Annotated in this window: 16 protein-coding genes and 1 riboswitch; of the genes, 14 read left to right on the top strand and 2 right to left on the bottom strand. The window is 40.5% G+C overall.

The genetic code is table 11. The features are described 5' to 3' along the window. The first annotated feature begins 3 nt into the window (after window positions 1-3). The 3 genes from sigX to C6Y03_RS09360 all read left to right on the top strand — a co-directional run bounded on the left by sigX (window position 4) and on the right by C6Y03_RS09360 (window position 2,375). Window positions 4-612, top strand: coding sequence for an RNA polymerase sigma factor SigX (gene sigX, locus C6Y03_RS09370; protein ID WP_034318821.1), 609 nt, complete (start codon window positions 4-6; stop codon window positions 610-612). Continuing rightward, on the top strand, window positions 524-1,627 hold the full coding sequence (locus C6Y03_RS09365) for a sigma X negative regulator (RefSeq protein WP_106039219.1): 1,104 nt from the start codon (window positions 524-526) through the stop codon (window positions 1,625-1,627). The genes sigX and C6Y03_RS09365 overlap by 89 nt, the downstream gene beginning before the upstream one ends. A 100-nt stretch (window positions 1,628-1,727) precedes the next feature. Then, window positions 1,728-2,375, top strand: coding sequence for a M23 family metallopeptidase (locus C6Y03_RS09360; RefSeq protein WP_106031049.1), 648 nt, complete (start codon window positions 1,728-1,730; stop codon window positions 2,373-2,375). A gap of 35 nt (window positions 2,376-2,410) precedes the next feature. Here the strand turns inward: C6Y03_RS09360 and serA are convergent, their stop codons facing one another. Beyond that, complete coding sequence (gene serA, locus C6Y03_RS09355; protein WP_106039218.1) at window positions 2,411-3,985, bottom strand: phosphoglycerate dehydrogenase; 1,575 nt, start codon at window positions 3,983-3,985, stop codon at window positions 2,411-2,413. A 287-nt stretch (window positions 3,986-4,272) separates the two neighbouring features. Beyond that, a riboswitch (FMN riboswitch) is annotated at window positions 4,273-4,404 on the top strand. A gap of 144 nt (window positions 4,405-4,548) precedes the next feature. Here serA and fmnP point away from each other — a divergent pair. Beyond that, entirely contained in the window at window positions 4,549-5,130 is a 582-nt protein-coding gene (gene fmnP / locus C6Y03_RS09350; protein WP_034661112.1) for a riboflavin transporter FmnP, read from the top strand. Between the two features lie 34 nt (window positions 5,131-5,164). On the opposite strand, the gene C6Y03_RS09345 is transcribed toward fmnP, so the two are convergent. Then, window positions 5,165-5,413, bottom strand: coding sequence for a ferredoxin (locus C6Y03_RS09345; RefSeq protein ID WP_003215700.1), 249 nt, complete (start codon window positions 5,411-5,413; stop codon window positions 5,165-5,167). A 266-nt stretch (window positions 5,414-5,679) separates the two neighbouring features. On the opposite strand from C6Y03_RS09345, the gene C6Y03_RS09340 reads away from it, so the two are divergent. From C6Y03_RS09340 to prsW, 10 genes are all read left to right on the top strand, one after another. Further along, window positions 5,680-6,732 carry a YpbB family protein gene (locus tag C6Y03_RS09340; protein WP_060596756.1) on the top strand — a complete coding sequence of 351 codons (1,053 nt, stop codon included), beginning with the start codon at window positions 5,680-5,682 and terminating at the stop codon, window positions 6,730-6,732. Next, window positions 6,725-8,233 (top strand): RecQ family ATP-dependent DNA helicase, encoded by a 1,509-nt coding sequence (locus C6Y03_RS09335; protein ID WP_106039217.1) that lies wholly within the window; start codon window positions 6,725-6,727, stop codon window positions 8,231-8,233. Before C6Y03_RS09340 ends, C6Y03_RS09335 begins: the two co-directional genes overlap by 8 nt. Further along, window positions 8,230-8,871, top strand: coding sequence for a CPBP family intramembrane glutamic endopeptidase (locus C6Y03_RS09330; protein WP_106039216.1), 642 nt, complete (start codon window positions 8,230-8,232; stop codon window positions 8,869-8,871). The genes C6Y03_RS09335 and C6Y03_RS09330 overlap by 4 nt, the downstream gene beginning before the upstream one ends. Beyond that, window positions 8,816-9,577 carry a LysM peptidoglycan-binding domain-containing protein gene (locus C6Y03_RS09325; RefSeq protein WP_106039215.1) on the top strand — a complete coding sequence of 254 codons (762 nt, stop codon included), beginning with the start codon at window positions 8,816-8,818 and terminating at the stop codon, window positions 9,575-9,577. Before C6Y03_RS09330 ends, C6Y03_RS09325 begins: the two co-directional genes overlap by 56 nt. A 64-nt stretch (window positions 9,578-9,641) precedes the next feature. Next, window positions 9,642-10,094 (top strand): DUF2663 family protein, encoded by a 453-nt coding sequence (locus tag C6Y03_RS09320; protein ID WP_060596753.1) that lies wholly within the window; start codon window positions 9,642-9,644, stop codon window positions 10,092-10,094. An 87-nt stretch (window positions 10,095-10,181) separates the two neighbouring features. Then, window positions 10,182-10,970 carry a metallophosphoesterase gene (locus C6Y03_RS09315; protein WP_106039278.1) on the top strand — a complete coding sequence of 263 codons (789 nt, stop codon included), beginning with the start codon at window positions 10,182-10,184 and terminating at the stop codon, window positions 10,968-10,970. Between the two features lie 165 nt (window positions 10,971-11,135). After that, window positions 11,136-11,717, top strand: a complete 582-nt coding sequence (locus C6Y03_RS09310; protein WP_034661102.1) for a genetic competence negative regulator — start codon at window positions 11,136-11,138, stop codon at window positions 11,715-11,717. Between the two features lie 195 nt (window positions 11,718-11,912). Further along, on the top strand, window positions 11,913-13,187 hold the full coding sequence (locus tag C6Y03_RS09305; RefSeq protein WP_007500982.1) for a Glu/Leu/Phe/Val family dehydrogenase: 1,275 nt from the start codon (window positions 11,913-11,915) through the stop codon (window positions 13,185-13,187). Between the two features lie 123 nt (window positions 13,188-13,310). Beyond that, window positions 13,311-14,282, top strand: a complete 972-nt coding sequence (locus tag C6Y03_RS09300) for a YpdA family putative bacillithiol disulfide reductase (RefSeq protein ID WP_034661101.1) — start codon at window positions 13,311-13,313, stop codon at window positions 14,280-14,282. Window positions 14,283-14,437: 155 nt separating this feature from the next. Continuing rightward, window positions 14,438-15,094, top strand: a complete 657-nt coding sequence (prsW, locus tag C6Y03_RS09295; protein ID WP_106039214.1) for a glutamic-type intramembrane protease PrsW — start codon at window positions 14,438-14,440, stop codon at window positions 15,092-15,094. Window positions 15,095-15,213: the final 119 nt, after the last annotated feature.

Below are 15,213 nucleotides of genomic sequence, written 5' to 3'. Positions count from 1 at the left end.
CCTATGCATGAAACCTTTCAAAAAATATATGATTCGTACCATCAAGATTTGTACCAGTTTTTATTTTATATGGTTAAAGATAAAAATCAGGCAGAGGATCTCGTTCAGGAGGTTTACATCCGGGTACTTCACTCATATAAAACTTTTGAAGGAAGAAGCAGCGAGAAAACGTGGCTGTTTTCAATTGCAAGGCATGTGGCGATTGATTGGTTTCGCAAACAGCAAACCATTAGACAACGGGTACTCGGCACGTTTGATTGGGATAAGCAGGATGTAAAGGACCCAGACTTGCTCCCAGACGAACTGGCTGTACAGGATGAAAATGTAAAAGAAATCTATGCCGCACTTGATCATTGCACGATTGATCAACGAGCTGTCATCATTTTAAGATTTATCCAGGGCTACTCAATCATGGAGACGGCAAAGGCGCTAAAGTTCTCGGAAAGCAAAGTCAAAACAACGCAGCACCGAGGCCTGAAAGTGCTCCGAAAACATATGGAGCTTTTGAAGGAGGAGCTAGTGAATGAAAACGAACAGGTCCGATTGGAGCGAAGAACGAATCAAGGTGTTACTAAGTCAGCTTCCAAAGGTGGAGGACAACCGTTCATCTAAGCAGATATACCAGCAGATGCTGATGGCAAGCGGGCAGAAAAAGAAAAGTGCCAAATGGATCGGTCCAGCGGTCGCAACCGTTGTGGTTTTATTTATGGCGTTTTTGATTTCTCCTCATTTATTTCAGCCGGCTGCTCAAGATCATCATAAGCAAGTGGAAACAAGTGCTGACAAAAGTCAGGTGAACGCCACATTAGAGGCGGTCAAACAGACTGATGGGCCCTCACACGTTGTTTCTCGTAAGCAGCAGCAAAAGTATATGACCATTGCATACATAGATGAATCAACCTCTCAGGTAGTTCCAATTAGCATTGAAAAAGAGGATGAGTATGATCATTTGCAGGAAATGATGAACACATATGAGCAAGTGCAGCTGCCTGAAATGACAAAACCTCTTCAATCTTATATTGATATGGTAGATCTTCGAGAAAAAGGAGATACACTCATCTTTCAGTTAAAAAATGATTTGTCCCTCGATACGTTAAAAGAAGCCAACCGGTTTAAAGATATGGTAAAAGAAACGCTAAAATGGAGTAAGTATAAGCAGGTACAGGTCAAGACATCCAAAGGTTCTCAACTTCAATTAGGAGCAAATGGCCGCATTGGAACAATGTCGATTGAGAAACAAACAAAGCACGCTTATTATGTTTTAGACAACAAAAGCGGGACTTTTTTAGTGCCTTCAAAAACCCATTATCCTTCGTATGAAGATGCGGTAGAGGCCATGAAGCGGACAAGTGATGCCGGACTTGATCCATTAATTAAAGATGAATCGATTAAAGAAGTGACGACTAAAGGAAAACATGTGACTATCACGTTTGGAGCATCAGCGCAATTATCGGACTCAAATGATCATATTCTACTCATTGAAGGTCTGCTGCTCTCAGCGAAAGATTTTGGTTTTACAGAGGTCACCATTCAACAGGCGGGGGCAGATCAAGTTGGTCCATATGAATTAGAAGAACCCATAGAGGTGCCGGCTCTGCCGAATCCAGTTGTTATAAGAGACCGTTAAAGGACGCAAGAAATTGCGTTCTTTTTTGATGTATAGAAAATAGCTTCCTTGCTGTATACTAAGCTGTCATAAAAAGAACCTCAAAGAAGGGGAGTCACTGATGAAAAGGTATTGCTTCATATGTGCCAGCTGTTTTTTGCTGTTGATTTTTTCGCCTTTTGCTCATGCACAGAAAACAAGCGAATGGGTGGAGCCGATAAAAGGAGAAGTCACGGATTTGTTTGGGACAAGAGGTGGCTCGCACAAGGGATTAGATATAGCTGCGCCTGAAGGAGAATCCATATTTGCTGCAAGTGAAGGTGTGGTCTCGCGTTCGTATGTATCTGCTACATATGGAGAGGTTGTGTTTATCCAGCATCCAAATGGATATGAAACCGTCTATGCTCATTTACACGAGCGTTTTGTTAAAAAGGATGACCATGTAGAAGCAGGACAGCCGATCGGCATTATCGGCAACACAGGGGCTTCTAGAGGCACTCATTTGCATTTTGAGGTGCACAAGGGTAATTGGTCAGTCAGTAAAGAAGATGCGGTAGATCCACTCACAATCATTGCGATGGATCGTTTCCAAGAGCCGGCTCTTCATGTAAACGGGCATGAAAACAATACATATCTCATTAAACAAGGAGATACCCTTTGGTCGATTGCAAAGGCGCACGAGATGACTGTGGAACAATTGAAAAAAATCAATGAGCTTACTACTCATCTCATCCGAACGGGAGACCGTTTAATGATTTCAACAAAATAAACCTCATGCAAATGCATGAGGTTTAACATTATTTTTTATAGGTCGATCAGACGGACAGAAAGTATATCTTGCACTTCGGTTAATTCTTTGACAATTTCGTCCTCAAGATGTTTGTCGAAAGAAAGCATCATGATGGCTTCGCCGCCTTTTTCTTTACGTCCTACTTGCATTGTCGCAATGTTGACATCATGGTCGCCTAATATTTGTCCAACCTTTCCAATCACACCAGGGGCATCTGTATGCTGGATGTAGACAAGGTGCCCATCTGGATAAAAATCAATATTAAATCCATTAATGGAAACAACGCGTTCTCCTAAATGCGGGATGTAGGTTGCTTTTAGAGTAAAGGTTGAAAGGTCACCTTTGACTTCAATAGAAATACTGTTTTCGTAACCAGATTCGCTGGAAGAAATTTTTTCACTAAAGCTAATGCCGCGTTCTTTTGCCACCATCCCAGCATTTACTTCATTTACAGTCGAATCGACGCGTTCTTTTAAAAAGCCTGACAGGAGACTTTTTGTAATAAAGGAGGTTTCGAGTTTTGAAATAGAGCCTTCGTAAGAGATGCTTACTTCTTTTACAGGCTCTCTCATTGATTGAGAGACAAGACGTCCGAGCTTTCCTGCAAACTGATGATAAGGCTGAATCTTTTTGAACTCGTCTTTTGTCATCGCTGGTAGATTAATAGATGACATGACAGGGAGTCCTTTTGCAAATTGAAGTACTTCTTCAGAAACTTGCGCCGCTACATTTAATTGTGCTTCCTTTGTCGATGCGCCAAGATGCGGAGTCGCAATGACGAGCGGATGGTCTACAAGCGGATTATCAGTAGGAGGTTCTACCTCAAATACATCGAGTGCAGCTCCTGCAACATGGCCGCTTTCAAGCGCTTCAAGAAGGTCACGCTCGTCAATAATACCGCCGCGCGCACAGTTCACTAGGCGAACGCCTTTTTTTGTTTTTGCAATTGTTTCTTTATTGAGAAGCCCTCTTGTTTCTTTTGTTAATGGGGTATGTACAGTGATAATATCTGATACTTCGAGTACTTCATCAAGTGACTTGGCATTGACACCAATTTTTTCTGCCCGTTCTTTTGTGAGAAATGGATCAAATACGTTTACCGTCATGCCAAATGCTCTTGCACGCTGGGCGATTTCGCTTCCGATTCTGCCAAGTCCAACAATCCCAAGAGATTTTCCATAAAGCTCAGCACCAACATATGCGCCTCTGTTCCATTCTTTTGATTTCACAGAAATATTGGCTTGTGGAATATGACGCATGAGCGAAGAGATCATGGCAAATGTATGCTCAGCTGTGGAGATCGTATTACCGTTTGGTGCATTGATGACAATGACGCCATGCTTGGTCGCTTCATCAATATCAATATTGTCTACTCCCACACCGGCACGGCCGACAATTTTTAATGAAGACATTTTTTCATAAAGCTCTTTGGTCACTTTCGTAGCACTTCTGACAAGTAAGGCATCAAATGTGTGTAATTCATCTTCTGCTTCTGTTACATTTTTTTGGACAATTTCAACAAAATCTGATTCTAAAAGTGGTAAAAGACCATCATTGCTCATTTTATCTGAGACTAATACTCGAAACATCGTAAGATTTCCTCCTAAAATAAACGTCATAAATATCTGATAATTTACCATATTCCTTTTCACTGTGTCAATCAAATTAAAGCAGTAAAGCGAAAAAGAAAACACGAACATTTATTGGTATCTTTATAAAGAATGGACACCTTTAAACAAAAGATAACCAATTTTTGCGCATTTGTCATTATAATTTTTAAGTTTTTTACGATTTCTTAAAACTGATGAAATTGCTCAGGATTTTTATCTGTACAAATGCTCATATATCATATATAATGATGTCGAATTGAATAATGATCAATCTTCGGGGCAGGGTGCAATTCCCTACCGGCGGTGATGAGCATAGTCTCTAAGCCCGCGAGCCTTTTTTGGCAGGATTCGGTGTGATTCCGAAGCCGACAGTATAGTCTGGATGGGAGAAGATGGAGGTTCGTAAACGTTGAAAACATGGTTTTTCACACGTTTATTTGTCTAGCCCAAATTCCCCGCTCCTGTTTTCATGAGCGGTTTTTTTGCGGCTGAAATTGAACAATCCTCTTTTCGAAAGATTTGATCGAAAAGGAGAGAGAATATTGAATCAAAGTAAAGTAAAACGTTTAGTCGTCACCAGTATGCTCAGCAGTATTTCGTTCGTGTTAATTTTATTGGATTTCCCTTTCCCAGGGCTTCCAGCGTATTTGAAAATTGATTTCAGTGATATACCAGCGATTATTGCGATTTTAATTTATGGGCCGGGTGCAGGAATTGCCGTTGAGGCATTAAAAAATGTTCTGCATTATCTCATTCAAGGCAGTATGTCTGGTGTTCCAGTTGGGCAAGTCGCGAACTTCATTGCAGGCACATTATTCATCTTACCAGTCGCCTTTATGTTCAAAAAAATTAAATCAGCAAAAGGGATGGCATGGTCAATGATCATCGGTACATTACTGATGACTGTGATGATGAGCATTTTAAATTACTTCTTATTCCTGCCAGCTTACACATGGTTTTTAAACGCACCTGAACTATCTGATCATGCGCTCAAGACGACCATTACAGCAGGGATCTTACCTTTTAACTTTATTAAAGGAATGATCATTACCATCGTGTTTAGCTTCATTTTTGTGAAAATGCGTCCATGGTTTGAAAATAAACGCCGACTTCAAAATAGTTAATATAAAAAAAGCCCCTGCATAAGGGGCTTTTATACTATTCATGCTTAAGTGGGTCACCCTCGAAAGATTCGTCCGCAACTTTGATTGAGTCAGTTGGACATCCTTCAAATGCATCAAGCATATCTTCTTCAAGTACTTCTGGAACTTCTACAGTCCCTTGGTTGTCGTCAAGCGTAACAAATGCAATGCCTTCATCATCATAATCATAAATGTCTGGAGCAGCTGCACCGCATGCGCCGCAAGCAATACATGTGTCTTTGTCTACAATTGTATATTTTGCCATGTTAAAAAATACCTCCCAGATAGTTCGATGGAACACATGGTTTAACCTTTTTAGTTTCACCGATAAAAAACAATTTCCTCAAACCTTATTGTAATGATTTTAAATTCACATTTCAACTGTAAAGTGATTGAGAATGCTTATCACATAAGGGTTTGTTCATAACTTTCCCCCATAAATTGAGTTTAAACATTTCTTCTTGTATGAAATCTGTTAAAATAAAGGGAGAAAATATTCGAATTTTGTCAGGAAGACAGGTGCTTTGATGAATGACTCTTCATTATTTGGATGTCATGTTAATGGACAGCGTATATAAATTGAACGGCGAACGCTCCATTAGTGCTGTCTACCATCTTTTTAAAGGAAAAAAATCATCACAAACCATACAGGATGCCAGCTTGTTTGAGCTTTCCAGGTACTTCGGCTGTTACCCGGGGTTTACGAGGGATCAGCTGAATCGTTCTGCTTTAAAGCTTGAAGAGAAGCACTACATTAGAAAAAACGATGAGACATTCAGCATCACTGAAGCAGGGCAGCGAATGCTAAACCAGCATTTTTCTGAAAAACCGATGCCCGCTTATTTTCATGGTGCCAAATATCACGATAAAGCAAAGATGCTATGGATGAGGCTCTCTTTACTTGTACAAGTGCTTTCTCACTATATGGCTGGATCGCATCAATATGTTCCAATACAAAGAGATGTCTCGGTTCAAAGCTGGACGAAATCTTTCTTGAAACAGCATCAGCAGAAAAGCAAGCTTTCAGAAGATCTGCATCATGAACTAGAAAAGCTCCTTGTTTGTTTAAGCGATCAAGAGGCACTGATTTTTGTTTATTCATTGACCTCAAATGAACGAATCGGGCGTACGTATCAGCAAATGGCGGAGTGGATGAAAGAAGATGTGTGGTATGTGTACCTGCTTTTTTGGAATGTACTCCATTATTTTATTCAATCTGCCCAAAAAGGTGAGGCACCGATTTTGCAGCAGCTCGTAGGTGACCTTGAATTCAAACGCGTGTTAACAACTTCTACCCATAAAACACTTGAGCTTGTCCAAAAAGGATTTGATATTGAACAGATTGCTCACATTCGTTCACTAAAAAAGGCAACGATCGAAGATCATATCGTGGAGCTGTCGATACATGAGCCAAGCTTTTCAATAGATCCGTATGTGAGTATAGAAGAGCAGCGGGCGATCCTTACTGTAGCCAGGGAGCTTCAAACAAATAAAATGAAGCTGATTAAAGAAAAACTCGAGCATCCATTTACTTATTTTCAAATACGATTGGCACTGACAAGGATGGTGAAAGCAAATGGATAAGCTTCATCAGACGCTCATGCGATACTTTGGTCACGACACATTTAAAGTGGGTCAAGAGGACATTATTCAAAGTGTACTGCATCAAAAAGATACGGTTGCCATGCTGCCTACTGGCGGAGGGAAGTCACTTTGCTATCAAATTCCTGGTTATATGACAGAAGGATTAGTTCTGATTATTTCGCCTCTTTTATCGCTTATGGAGGATCAAGTCGAACGAATGAAAATGCGCGGAGAAAAACGAGTGGCGGCGCTTAACAGCACATTGTCTTTTCAGGAGAGACGACATATCATTCGGCATTTGCCATCATATAAATTTTTATTCGTCGCACCTGAGGCATTAATGTCAGAAGTGCTGCTAGAACAGCTCAAGTCGATGCATATTGGTCTGTTTGTCGTCGATGAAGCGCATTGTATATCAGAATGGGGGCATGATTTCCGTCCTGAATATTCAAAGCTGGGAGAATGGAGAGAAGCGTTAGGTCATCCTGTTGCTTTAGCTCTTACAGCTACAGCAACGAAACAAACGCTAAAAGATACAGTGCAAACGCTAAGATTACAGCATCCTGACTTTCATATTCATTCCGTCAACCGCCCGAACATTGCCTTCGTCAAAGAAGCGCACGAATCGAAAGAAGCAAAAGAGAAACGGGCCATTGAGCTTGCGGACTTCCTGCAAGGACCAGGTCTTATTTATTGCCCGACCCGGCAAATGACAGAAGAGCTTGCACTCTGGATGAAACAAAAAACCAATCAGCGTGTTGAGTTTTATCATGGCGGAATGGATGCAGGAGACCGTATGCTCATTCAGCAGCAATTTATCAGCGGTCAGCTTGATCTCATTTGCTGCACGAGTGCTTTTGGCATGGGAATTGATAAAGCGGATATCCGATTTGTCATTCATATGAGCCCGCCGCAATCGATTGAAGCATTTATGCAAGAGATTGGAAGAGCGGGAAGGGACGGGAAAAACAGTGTGAGCATTCTTTTATATACAGAAGAGGATGCAGATATTCAGCAACACTTGATCCAAGCAGAAGGATTTGACGATTCAGAAATTGATTTCTACTTAGCACAGCTCACACAAATGCAGACAAATGATGAAAAAAAATTACGTGAACGATTAATGGAAACAGGGCTTCAGGAGACCCGTGCAAGAATGCTGACGCATTATTACATGATGCATGAGTCCGAACAGCGCCCGGCAATCCTCATGAATCTAAAAGAAAAATTGCAGGACAGACAAACAGAAAAGCTGAGAAAAGTGTGGCAATTTAAAGAGCGGATCATGGGTCATGACTGCTTTAGACAATCTCTGTTATCATACTTTCACGAACAGCTTAATCAAACAGAGCACGCGTCCTCTGATCATTGCTGCTCTTCTTGCGGACTTGACCTGTCTGATTATGAAAAAAAAGATCAATCATTGGAGCTGAATGAAATGAAACACTGGAAGACCGTGCTGGATCGTATGTTTCATCTGACAAAAGAGGCGCAGCATTGATTGAACAACATCGTCGAATCATTGAAAAATTAACCGATCGACAAGTCGTAGAACAGCTGTATTTCACGCAGCTCCTCATGCTTATCGTTTCTTTTTTACTAGGCATATTTATGTTCGATCAATGGACGGATTTTACAGCACTTTGGCAGATTCATGATATGCGCATTCTGACATATGGAATTGGCGGTGCTTTGCTCGTCATCATTGTGGATGCGATTGTCATGAAGGTGTTTCCCGCTCATATGTATGATGATGGCGGTTTAAATGAAAAGATGTTCAAAAACCGAAGCATCCCGCATATTGTTTGGTTAGCACTACTTATCGCCTTTTCAGAGGAAATACTATTTCGCGGAATCGTTCAACAGCAATTTGGGCTGGAGATTGCCAGCATCGTGTTTGCGCTTCTTCACTTTCGCTATTTATCAAAAATACTCTTGTTTATCCTCGTGGTTTCCATTAGTATTTTTTTAGGACTTTTATACGAGTGGACGGGGAATTTATTTGTTCCTGTCATGACTCATTTTGTCATTGACTTAGTCTTTGCTTGTCAAATTCGTTTGAAATATAAGGGGAGGGATGAACATGGAAGAAATGTCGAGAATGCAGAGAAAGAAGGAGCAGCTGACAAACAACCATGACGACGATGTAGAGGAAATTCTTGAAGAAAAAGTACATCCTTCTGATGACTCTCACTTTCCTACACGAGAAGACTTTCATGAATATAAGAAGCAGCGCACGAAAAAAGTGCGCAATCCTTTGTTTACGACATTGGCTATTATCTTTCCTATCATCGTCATCACTGTTTTCTTTCTATTGATCTATTACACATCAAAGGAAATCAACGATAATAACAATCAAGGTGTATACATCGATAAAACCTCAAGTGCTGACACAGACCCAGTTCCGTCAGCACTTGTCGAAACAAAAAATGACGCTAGCGATGATAAAGCGGATGCGTCTGATGAAGAGAAGAAAAAGAAAGATGAAGAAAAAGAAAAGCAGCGATCAAAAGAAAAAGCAGAGCAGAAGAAAAAAGAAAAAGCTGCTAAAGAGAAAGAAGAGCGTGAAAAAGCCGCAGCTGCGAAAAAGCGTGAACAGCAGCAGCTCGCACTGCAAAAACAACAAGAAGAGAAAAAACGAAAAGAAGCCGAAGAGAAAAAGAAGCAGGAAAAAAAGCCGGTTCGTGTCGTACAGCACACTGTGGGCCCAGAGGAAAACCTGTATCGAATCTCGATGAAATATTACAAAAACCGATCGGGTGAAGAGAAAATTAAAGCCTATAATCATTTAAATGGGAGCAGTGTATACAGTGGTCAAGTACTCAACATTCCATTGGAAAACTAATTACCTGACATGATCGAATGAAAAAGCACATACATATGTAGAAAAAAGGGACAGGGTGTATGTGATGACATTGCACGTAATCAGCCGCTATATGGATCAGCCGACACAGAAAATGATGGAAACGTTGATCAAAAGAAAGCACAAATATGAGGGCTTTGCTAAGCAGTGCAAAAGATGGCAATGGACAGCCCTATTGTCGCTGGCGATTCTTTTGTTTTATTTTGTAATAACGGCAAATAAGGGAGGCTCTCTTCAGCCGGAAGCGATGATTGCAACACTGCTTGGTCATGAGATCTTTCTATTTTGGATAATGGCTGAGGTGTTTGCTTTTTACGCATCTTATTACTATAAGAAAAAAGAGGAAAAGGCTGAGGATGAATATCATCGGCTTAGATGTGAGATTATACAAAAAAGCACAGACTTATGGCCGCAATCAGACCAGTGGAAAGAGCGTGAAGCGGTTTTTCACTATATGCAGAAGCAATATGACATTAATCTCTATTATGAAAGTAAATAAATGTGTAAAAAGACGTTTTAATAGTTGAAACGTCTTTTTTCATTCAAGCGTCTTATGAACGAAACAAATGCAAGGGAGCCATTTATGATGAAATATGCCATCGGATTTACTGCCGCCATTGCGGCTGTTACAACAGGTGTGTGTGTAACGGCAAAAATGGTGAAAACGGCAAAACAAAACAACATCAAAAAGCATTACTTTACAATAGAGGCACTTCAATCAGATCGACCAGCAGTGATTTTCTTTATTTCTGATACACACCGGCGTCTTATTAGTGACTCATTATTAGCAGAAGTCACACAAGAAGAACCAGATGTCATTATGGTAGGCGGGGACTTAGCAGAAAAAGGTGTACCCTACGCCAGGATTGAAGAAAATGTGAAACGTTTATCAAGAATTGCGCCCGTTTATTTTGTTTGGGGAAATAATGATCATGAGCTGCACCAGCAAAAGTTTAAAGAGATACTTCATGCATATGATGTCACGACTCTGCAAAATGAAACGGCTGTGTGGGATTTCGAAGGCCAGCCAATCAAAGTTGGAGGTATCGATGATATTCGGCTTGAAAAGGCGGATTATGAAGCGATACGACCTGAGTTTGTGAAAGATGAGGTGAATATTCTCTTATCACACAACCCAGATGTACATCATTTGATGAGTGATGAAGAGGGAATCGACCTTGTTCTGAGCGGTCATACGCATGGAGGTCAGATCCGAATCGGGAAATTTGGTCCGTATGAAAAAGGAAGAACAGGTCAGGTCAAAGGCGCGTTTTTTCTCATTAGTAATGGCTATGGAACAACAAAGATTCCAATGCGTCTCGGGGCAGAACCAGAAACCCATCTGATCTATTTAATGCCTGTAAAAACGCGATGACTGGCTGCACCCTCAATATTTTCCATAAAAGTCACCGTAAGCATAGCTTCATGCTTGTCTTCCGTCTTGACACAGTGTAAACTGAATACAAAATTAAGAACCTATGACTCATCATCTCATATACTACAGTATGATGTGTGTTTAGAAGAGGCAGGAGGGAACGTTATGCGACTGGAGCGTCTGAATTATAATAAAATCAAAATTTTTCTCACACTAGATGACCTGACAGACCGGGGTCTTACGAAAGAAGACCTTTGGAAAGATTCGTTCAAAGTCCATCAGCTGTTTAAAGACATGATGAACGAGGCGAATCAGGAGCTCGGTTTTGAAGCGAGTGGACCGATTGCTGTTGAAGTATTTTCTCTTCAGGCGCAGGGGATGGTCGTCATTGTCACAAAGAGTCAGCAGGAAGATGCTGATGATGATGAGTTTGATGAAGATTACATTGAGATGCAAGTCAAGCTCGACGAGAGTAATCATGTGCTCTATCAATTTGCCTCGTTTGAAGATGTGATTCAACTGTCCCATAGTTTAAGTCGTATTGGACTTTTAGGGGGTACAGTTTACCATTATGAAGGTCAATATTTTCTCAGCCTAGATGATTTTGAAGAACTGTCTGCTGATACAGTCATTTCCATTTTAGCGGAGTTTGGTTCTCCTACGACATTAACGATTCATCGGCTAAAAGAATATGGAAAAGTGATCATGCAAGATGATGCAGTGAAAACGATTCAAATGTATTTTTAATCACTTTTTTCTATTATATTTAATACTGTTGTGATGAAACAACAGTATTTTTTATATCCTTTTTTATATTTATAAACACTGATATTTTATTTTGATAAAAAACGTTTTTTACCTTTGCTTTACCAGTACGAAGGTGTATACTATTGCTTGAAAGGGAGCAGTAGATCATGAAAGATTTCTAGGGGGTTTATTTTAATGGCAGCCGATCAAAACGCCGCTCATAACGCAGAAGATAAGCTAGATGTTTTAAAGTCAACTCAAACCGTCATACATAAAGCGCTAGACAAATTAGGGTATCCGCAAGAAGTGTATGAATTGCTGAAGGAGCCAATTCGTCTATTAACGGTCAAAATTCCAGTACGGATGGATGATGGATCAGTGAAAATTTTCACTGGTTACCGCGCACAGCACAATGATGCTGTCGGACCGACAAAAGGCGGCATTCGTTTCCACCCAAACGTTACTGAAAAAGAAGTAAAAGCGCTTTCAATTTGGATGAGTTTAAAATGTGGTATTGTGGATCTTCCTTATGGCGGAGGAAAAGGCGGTATTATCTGTGATCCAAGAGAAATGTCATTTAGAGAGCTTGAAAAACTAAGCCGCGGCTATGTTCGCGCAATCAGTCAAATCGTTGGTCCAACAAAAGATGTACCAGCACCAGATGTGTTTACAAACTCTCAAATTATGGCTTGGATGATGGACGAATATTCTAGAATTGATGAATTTAACTCGCCAGGATTTATTACAGGAAAACCAATTGTTCTTGGAGGGTCACACGGACGTGATACTGCAACAGCAAAAGGTGTGACGATCTGCATCAAAGAAGCGGCGAAGAAAAAAGGAATTGACATCAACGGGGCTCGTGTTGTCGTACAGGGATTCGGAAATGCAGGAAGCTACTTGGCTAAATTCATGTATGATGCCGGAGCAAAAATCGTAGGGATTTCAGATGCTTATGGCGGATTATACGATGAAGATGGTCTTGATATTGACTACTTGCTAGACCGGCGTGACAGCTTTGGAACCGTGACTAAATTATTTAACGATACCATTACAAACCAAGAGCTGCTTGAGCTTGATTGTGATATCTTAGTACCTGCAGCCATTGAGAACCAAATCACTGAAGATAACGCGGCAAACATTAAAGCCAAAATTGTCGTAGAAGCAGCAAATGGTCCAACGACACTTGAAGGAACAAAAATTCTTTCAGATCGTGGAGTACTGCTTGTCCCAGACGTACTTGCGAGTGCGGGTGGTGTAACGGTTTCTTACTTTGAATGGGTGCAGAATAACCAAGGGTTCTACTGGACTGAAGAGGAAGTCGAAACTCGTTTAGAAGATATGATGGTGAAATCATTTAATAATATTTATGAAATGGCGCAAAACCGCCGCATCGATATGCGTCTTGCTGCATATATGGTCGGCGTACGTAAAATGGCTGAAGCTTCTCGATTCAGAGGCTGGATTTAAGCGGCTTATTTGCATCGCGCCTTAAAATCTCCTATCCTTAAATAGGAGATTTTTTTATGGAATGGAACAAATCATCAAACAGCTAGCAGTTGTTATTGTATTGAAACGACAGGAGTGGAACAAATGAAACAAGAAAAAGCGATCATAATAGGAGGCGGCCCATGCGGGCTATCAGCTGCCATCGCGTTCAAGCAAATCGGAATTGATGCACTTGTCATTGAAAAGGGGAATGTCGTCAACAGTATTTATCATTACCCAACACATCAAACCTTTTTCAGTACAAGTGAAAAGCTTGAGATTGGTGATGTCGCTTTTATTACTGAAAATCGCAAGCCCGTTCGTATCCAGGCGCTTTCTTATTACCGAGAAGTAGTCAGACGAAAAAGCCTGCGTGTGCATGCCTTTGAAAAAGTAACCGCTGTGACGAAAAAAGATGGCTGTTTTACCGTGAGCACATCAAAAGACGACTATTCATGTGATTACGTCGTGATTGCTACTGGTTACTATGATCATCCAAACTATATGAACGTCAAAGGAGAAGACCTTCCTCATGTGTATCATTATTTTAAAGAAGGACACCCTTACTTTGATAAAGATGTGACGGTGATCGGCGGGAAAAACTCAAGTGTCGATGCAGCGCTAGAACTTGTGAAATGCGGAAGCAGAGTCACTGTGCTGTATCGAGGAACTGAATATTCGTCTAGCATCAAACCTTGGATTTTACCAGAGTTTGAAGCGCTTGTGCGGAATGGAACCATCCGAATGGAGTTTGGAGCGCAGGTGAAGGAAATCACAGAAGAAGAGGTGATTTTTACAAACCAGCAAGATCAAACGGAGCGAGTGAAAAGTGATTATGTTTTTGCCATGACAGGCTATCATCCAGATCATTCTTTCTTAGAAAAAATGGGTGTGACAATTGATCAAGAATCAGGCCGTCCAGCATTTGATGAACAGACGATGGAGACAAACGTAGAAGGTATTTTCATTGCAGGAGTCATTGCAGCTGGAAATAATGCCAATGAAATTTTCATTGAAAATGGAAGGTTTCATGGGGGGCTTATTGCAGAAGAAATCAACAAAAGAATGAACGGATAAAAAAAGAACTGGATCCTTACAAGGGATTCGGTTCTTTTTGATATAAAATGGGATTATATAGAAGAATATTTTCATAAAAATGGGCTCGAGTCATATAAAAAAAGGGTAAATCATGGTACGATAATGAAGGATAATGTAGGGAAAGAGGTCTGGTTATGATCGCAATCATCTCAGCAGGTTTAGCTCCCGGCATCGCACTTTTAAGTTATTTTTATTTGAAAGATCAGTACGACAATGAGCCGGTTCACATGGTCATCAGATCTTTTATGCTAGGTGTCATACTTGTGTTTCCAACCATGTTTATTCAATATGTCCTTCAAGAGGAAAATATCGCAACGAACCCTATCTTGATTTCATTTGTGACGGCGGGCTTTTTAGAGGAATCATTAAAATGGTTTATTTTAATGGTCAGCGTCTATGCGCATGCCCAGTTTGACGAACACTATGATGGGATTGTGTATGGAACAAGTGTCTCACTTGGTTTTGCAACATTAGAAAATATTCTTTACTTGGTCGGACATGGGGTTGAATATGCGTTTACCCGTGCTTTATTACCCGTCTCAAGTCATGCTTTATTCGGTGTTGTGATGGGGTTTTATATTGGGAAAGCCCGTTTCTCTGCAAAAAAAGAGCAAGTGAAATGGTTGATCCTATCTTTAACGCTGCCAGTACTTTTTCACGGCTTATATGATTTTATTCTTCTTGGTATGAGAAATTGGGGATATATTATGCTGCCATTCATGATTTTTTTATGGTGGTTTGGCCTGCGGAAAGCAAAAAAGGCCCGTTCAGTGAAAATGGTGCAAATTTAATGTGGAAAACGTCCTATCAGTTGATAGGGCGTTTTTTTTGTCTTTTCATCCAATTCACTCCTGTGATGAATGTATAAAAATAGGGATCGGAAGAAATATATATTCAAACATCAAAAGTA

Source organism: Bacillus sp. LNXM65, assembly GCF_002998575.1.
In the GTDB taxonomy this organism is placed as follows: domain Bacteria; phylum Bacillota; class Bacilli; order Bacillales; family Bacillaceae; genus Bacillus.
The sequence above is the reverse complement of the archived record's forward strand: the minus strand, read 5'-3'. Positions and strand labels throughout refer to the sequence as shown.

Excerpts from the sequence above, each read along its gene's own strand:
- sigX (WP_034318821.1), top strand. The coding sequence starts at position 4 with ATGCATGAAACCTTTCAAAAAATATATGATTCGTACCATCAAGATTTG.
- C6Y03_RS09365 (WP_106039219.1), top strand. The coding sequence starts at position 524 with ATGAAAACGAACAGGTCCGATTGGAGCGAAGAACGAATCAAGGTGTTA.
- C6Y03_RS09360 (WP_106031049.1), top strand. The coding sequence starts at position 1,728 with ATGAAAAGGTATTGCTTCATATGTGCCAGCTGTTTTTTGCTGTTGATT.
- serA (WP_106039218.1), bottom strand. The coding sequence starts at position 3,985 with ATGTTTCGAGTATTAGTCTCAGATAAAATGAGCAATGATGGTCTTTTA.
- C6Y03_RS09345 (WP_003215700.1), bottom strand. The coding sequence starts at position 5,413 with ATGGCAAAATATACAATTGTAGACAAAGACACATGTATTGCTTGCGGC.
- C6Y03_RS09340 (WP_060596756.1), top strand. The coding sequence starts at position 5,680 with ATGACTCTTCATTATTTGGATGTCATGTTAATGGACAGCGTATATAAA.
- C6Y03_RS09335 (WP_106039217.1), top strand. The coding sequence starts at position 6,725 with ATGGATAAGCTTCATCAGACGCTCATGCGATACTTTGGTCACGACACA.
- C6Y03_RS09325 (WP_106039215.1), top strand. The coding sequence starts at position 8,816 with ATGGAAGAAATGTCGAGAATGCAGAGAAAGAAGGAGCAGCTGACAAAC.
- C6Y03_RS09320 (WP_060596753.1), top strand. The coding sequence starts at position 9,642 with ATGACATTGCACGTAATCAGCCGCTATATGGATCAGCCGACACAGAAA.
- C6Y03_RS09315 (WP_106039278.1), top strand. The coding sequence starts at position 10,182 with ATGAAATATGCCATCGGATTTACTGCCGCCATTGCGGCTGTTACAACA.
- C6Y03_RS09310 (WP_034661102.1), top strand. The coding sequence starts at position 11,136 with ATGCGACTGGAGCGTCTGAATTATAATAAAATCAAAATTTTTCTCACA.
- C6Y03_RS09305 (WP_007500982.1), top strand. The coding sequence starts at position 11,913 with ATGGCAGCCGATCAAAACGCCGCTCATAACGCAGAAGATAAGCTAGAT.
- C6Y03_RS09300 (WP_034661101.1), top strand. The coding sequence starts at position 13,311 with ATGAAACAAGAAAAAGCGATCATAATAGGAGGCGGCCCATGCGGGCTA.
- prsW (WP_106039214.1), top strand. The coding sequence starts at position 14,438 with ATGATCGCAATCATCTCAGCAGGTTTAGCTCCCGGCATCGCACTTTTA.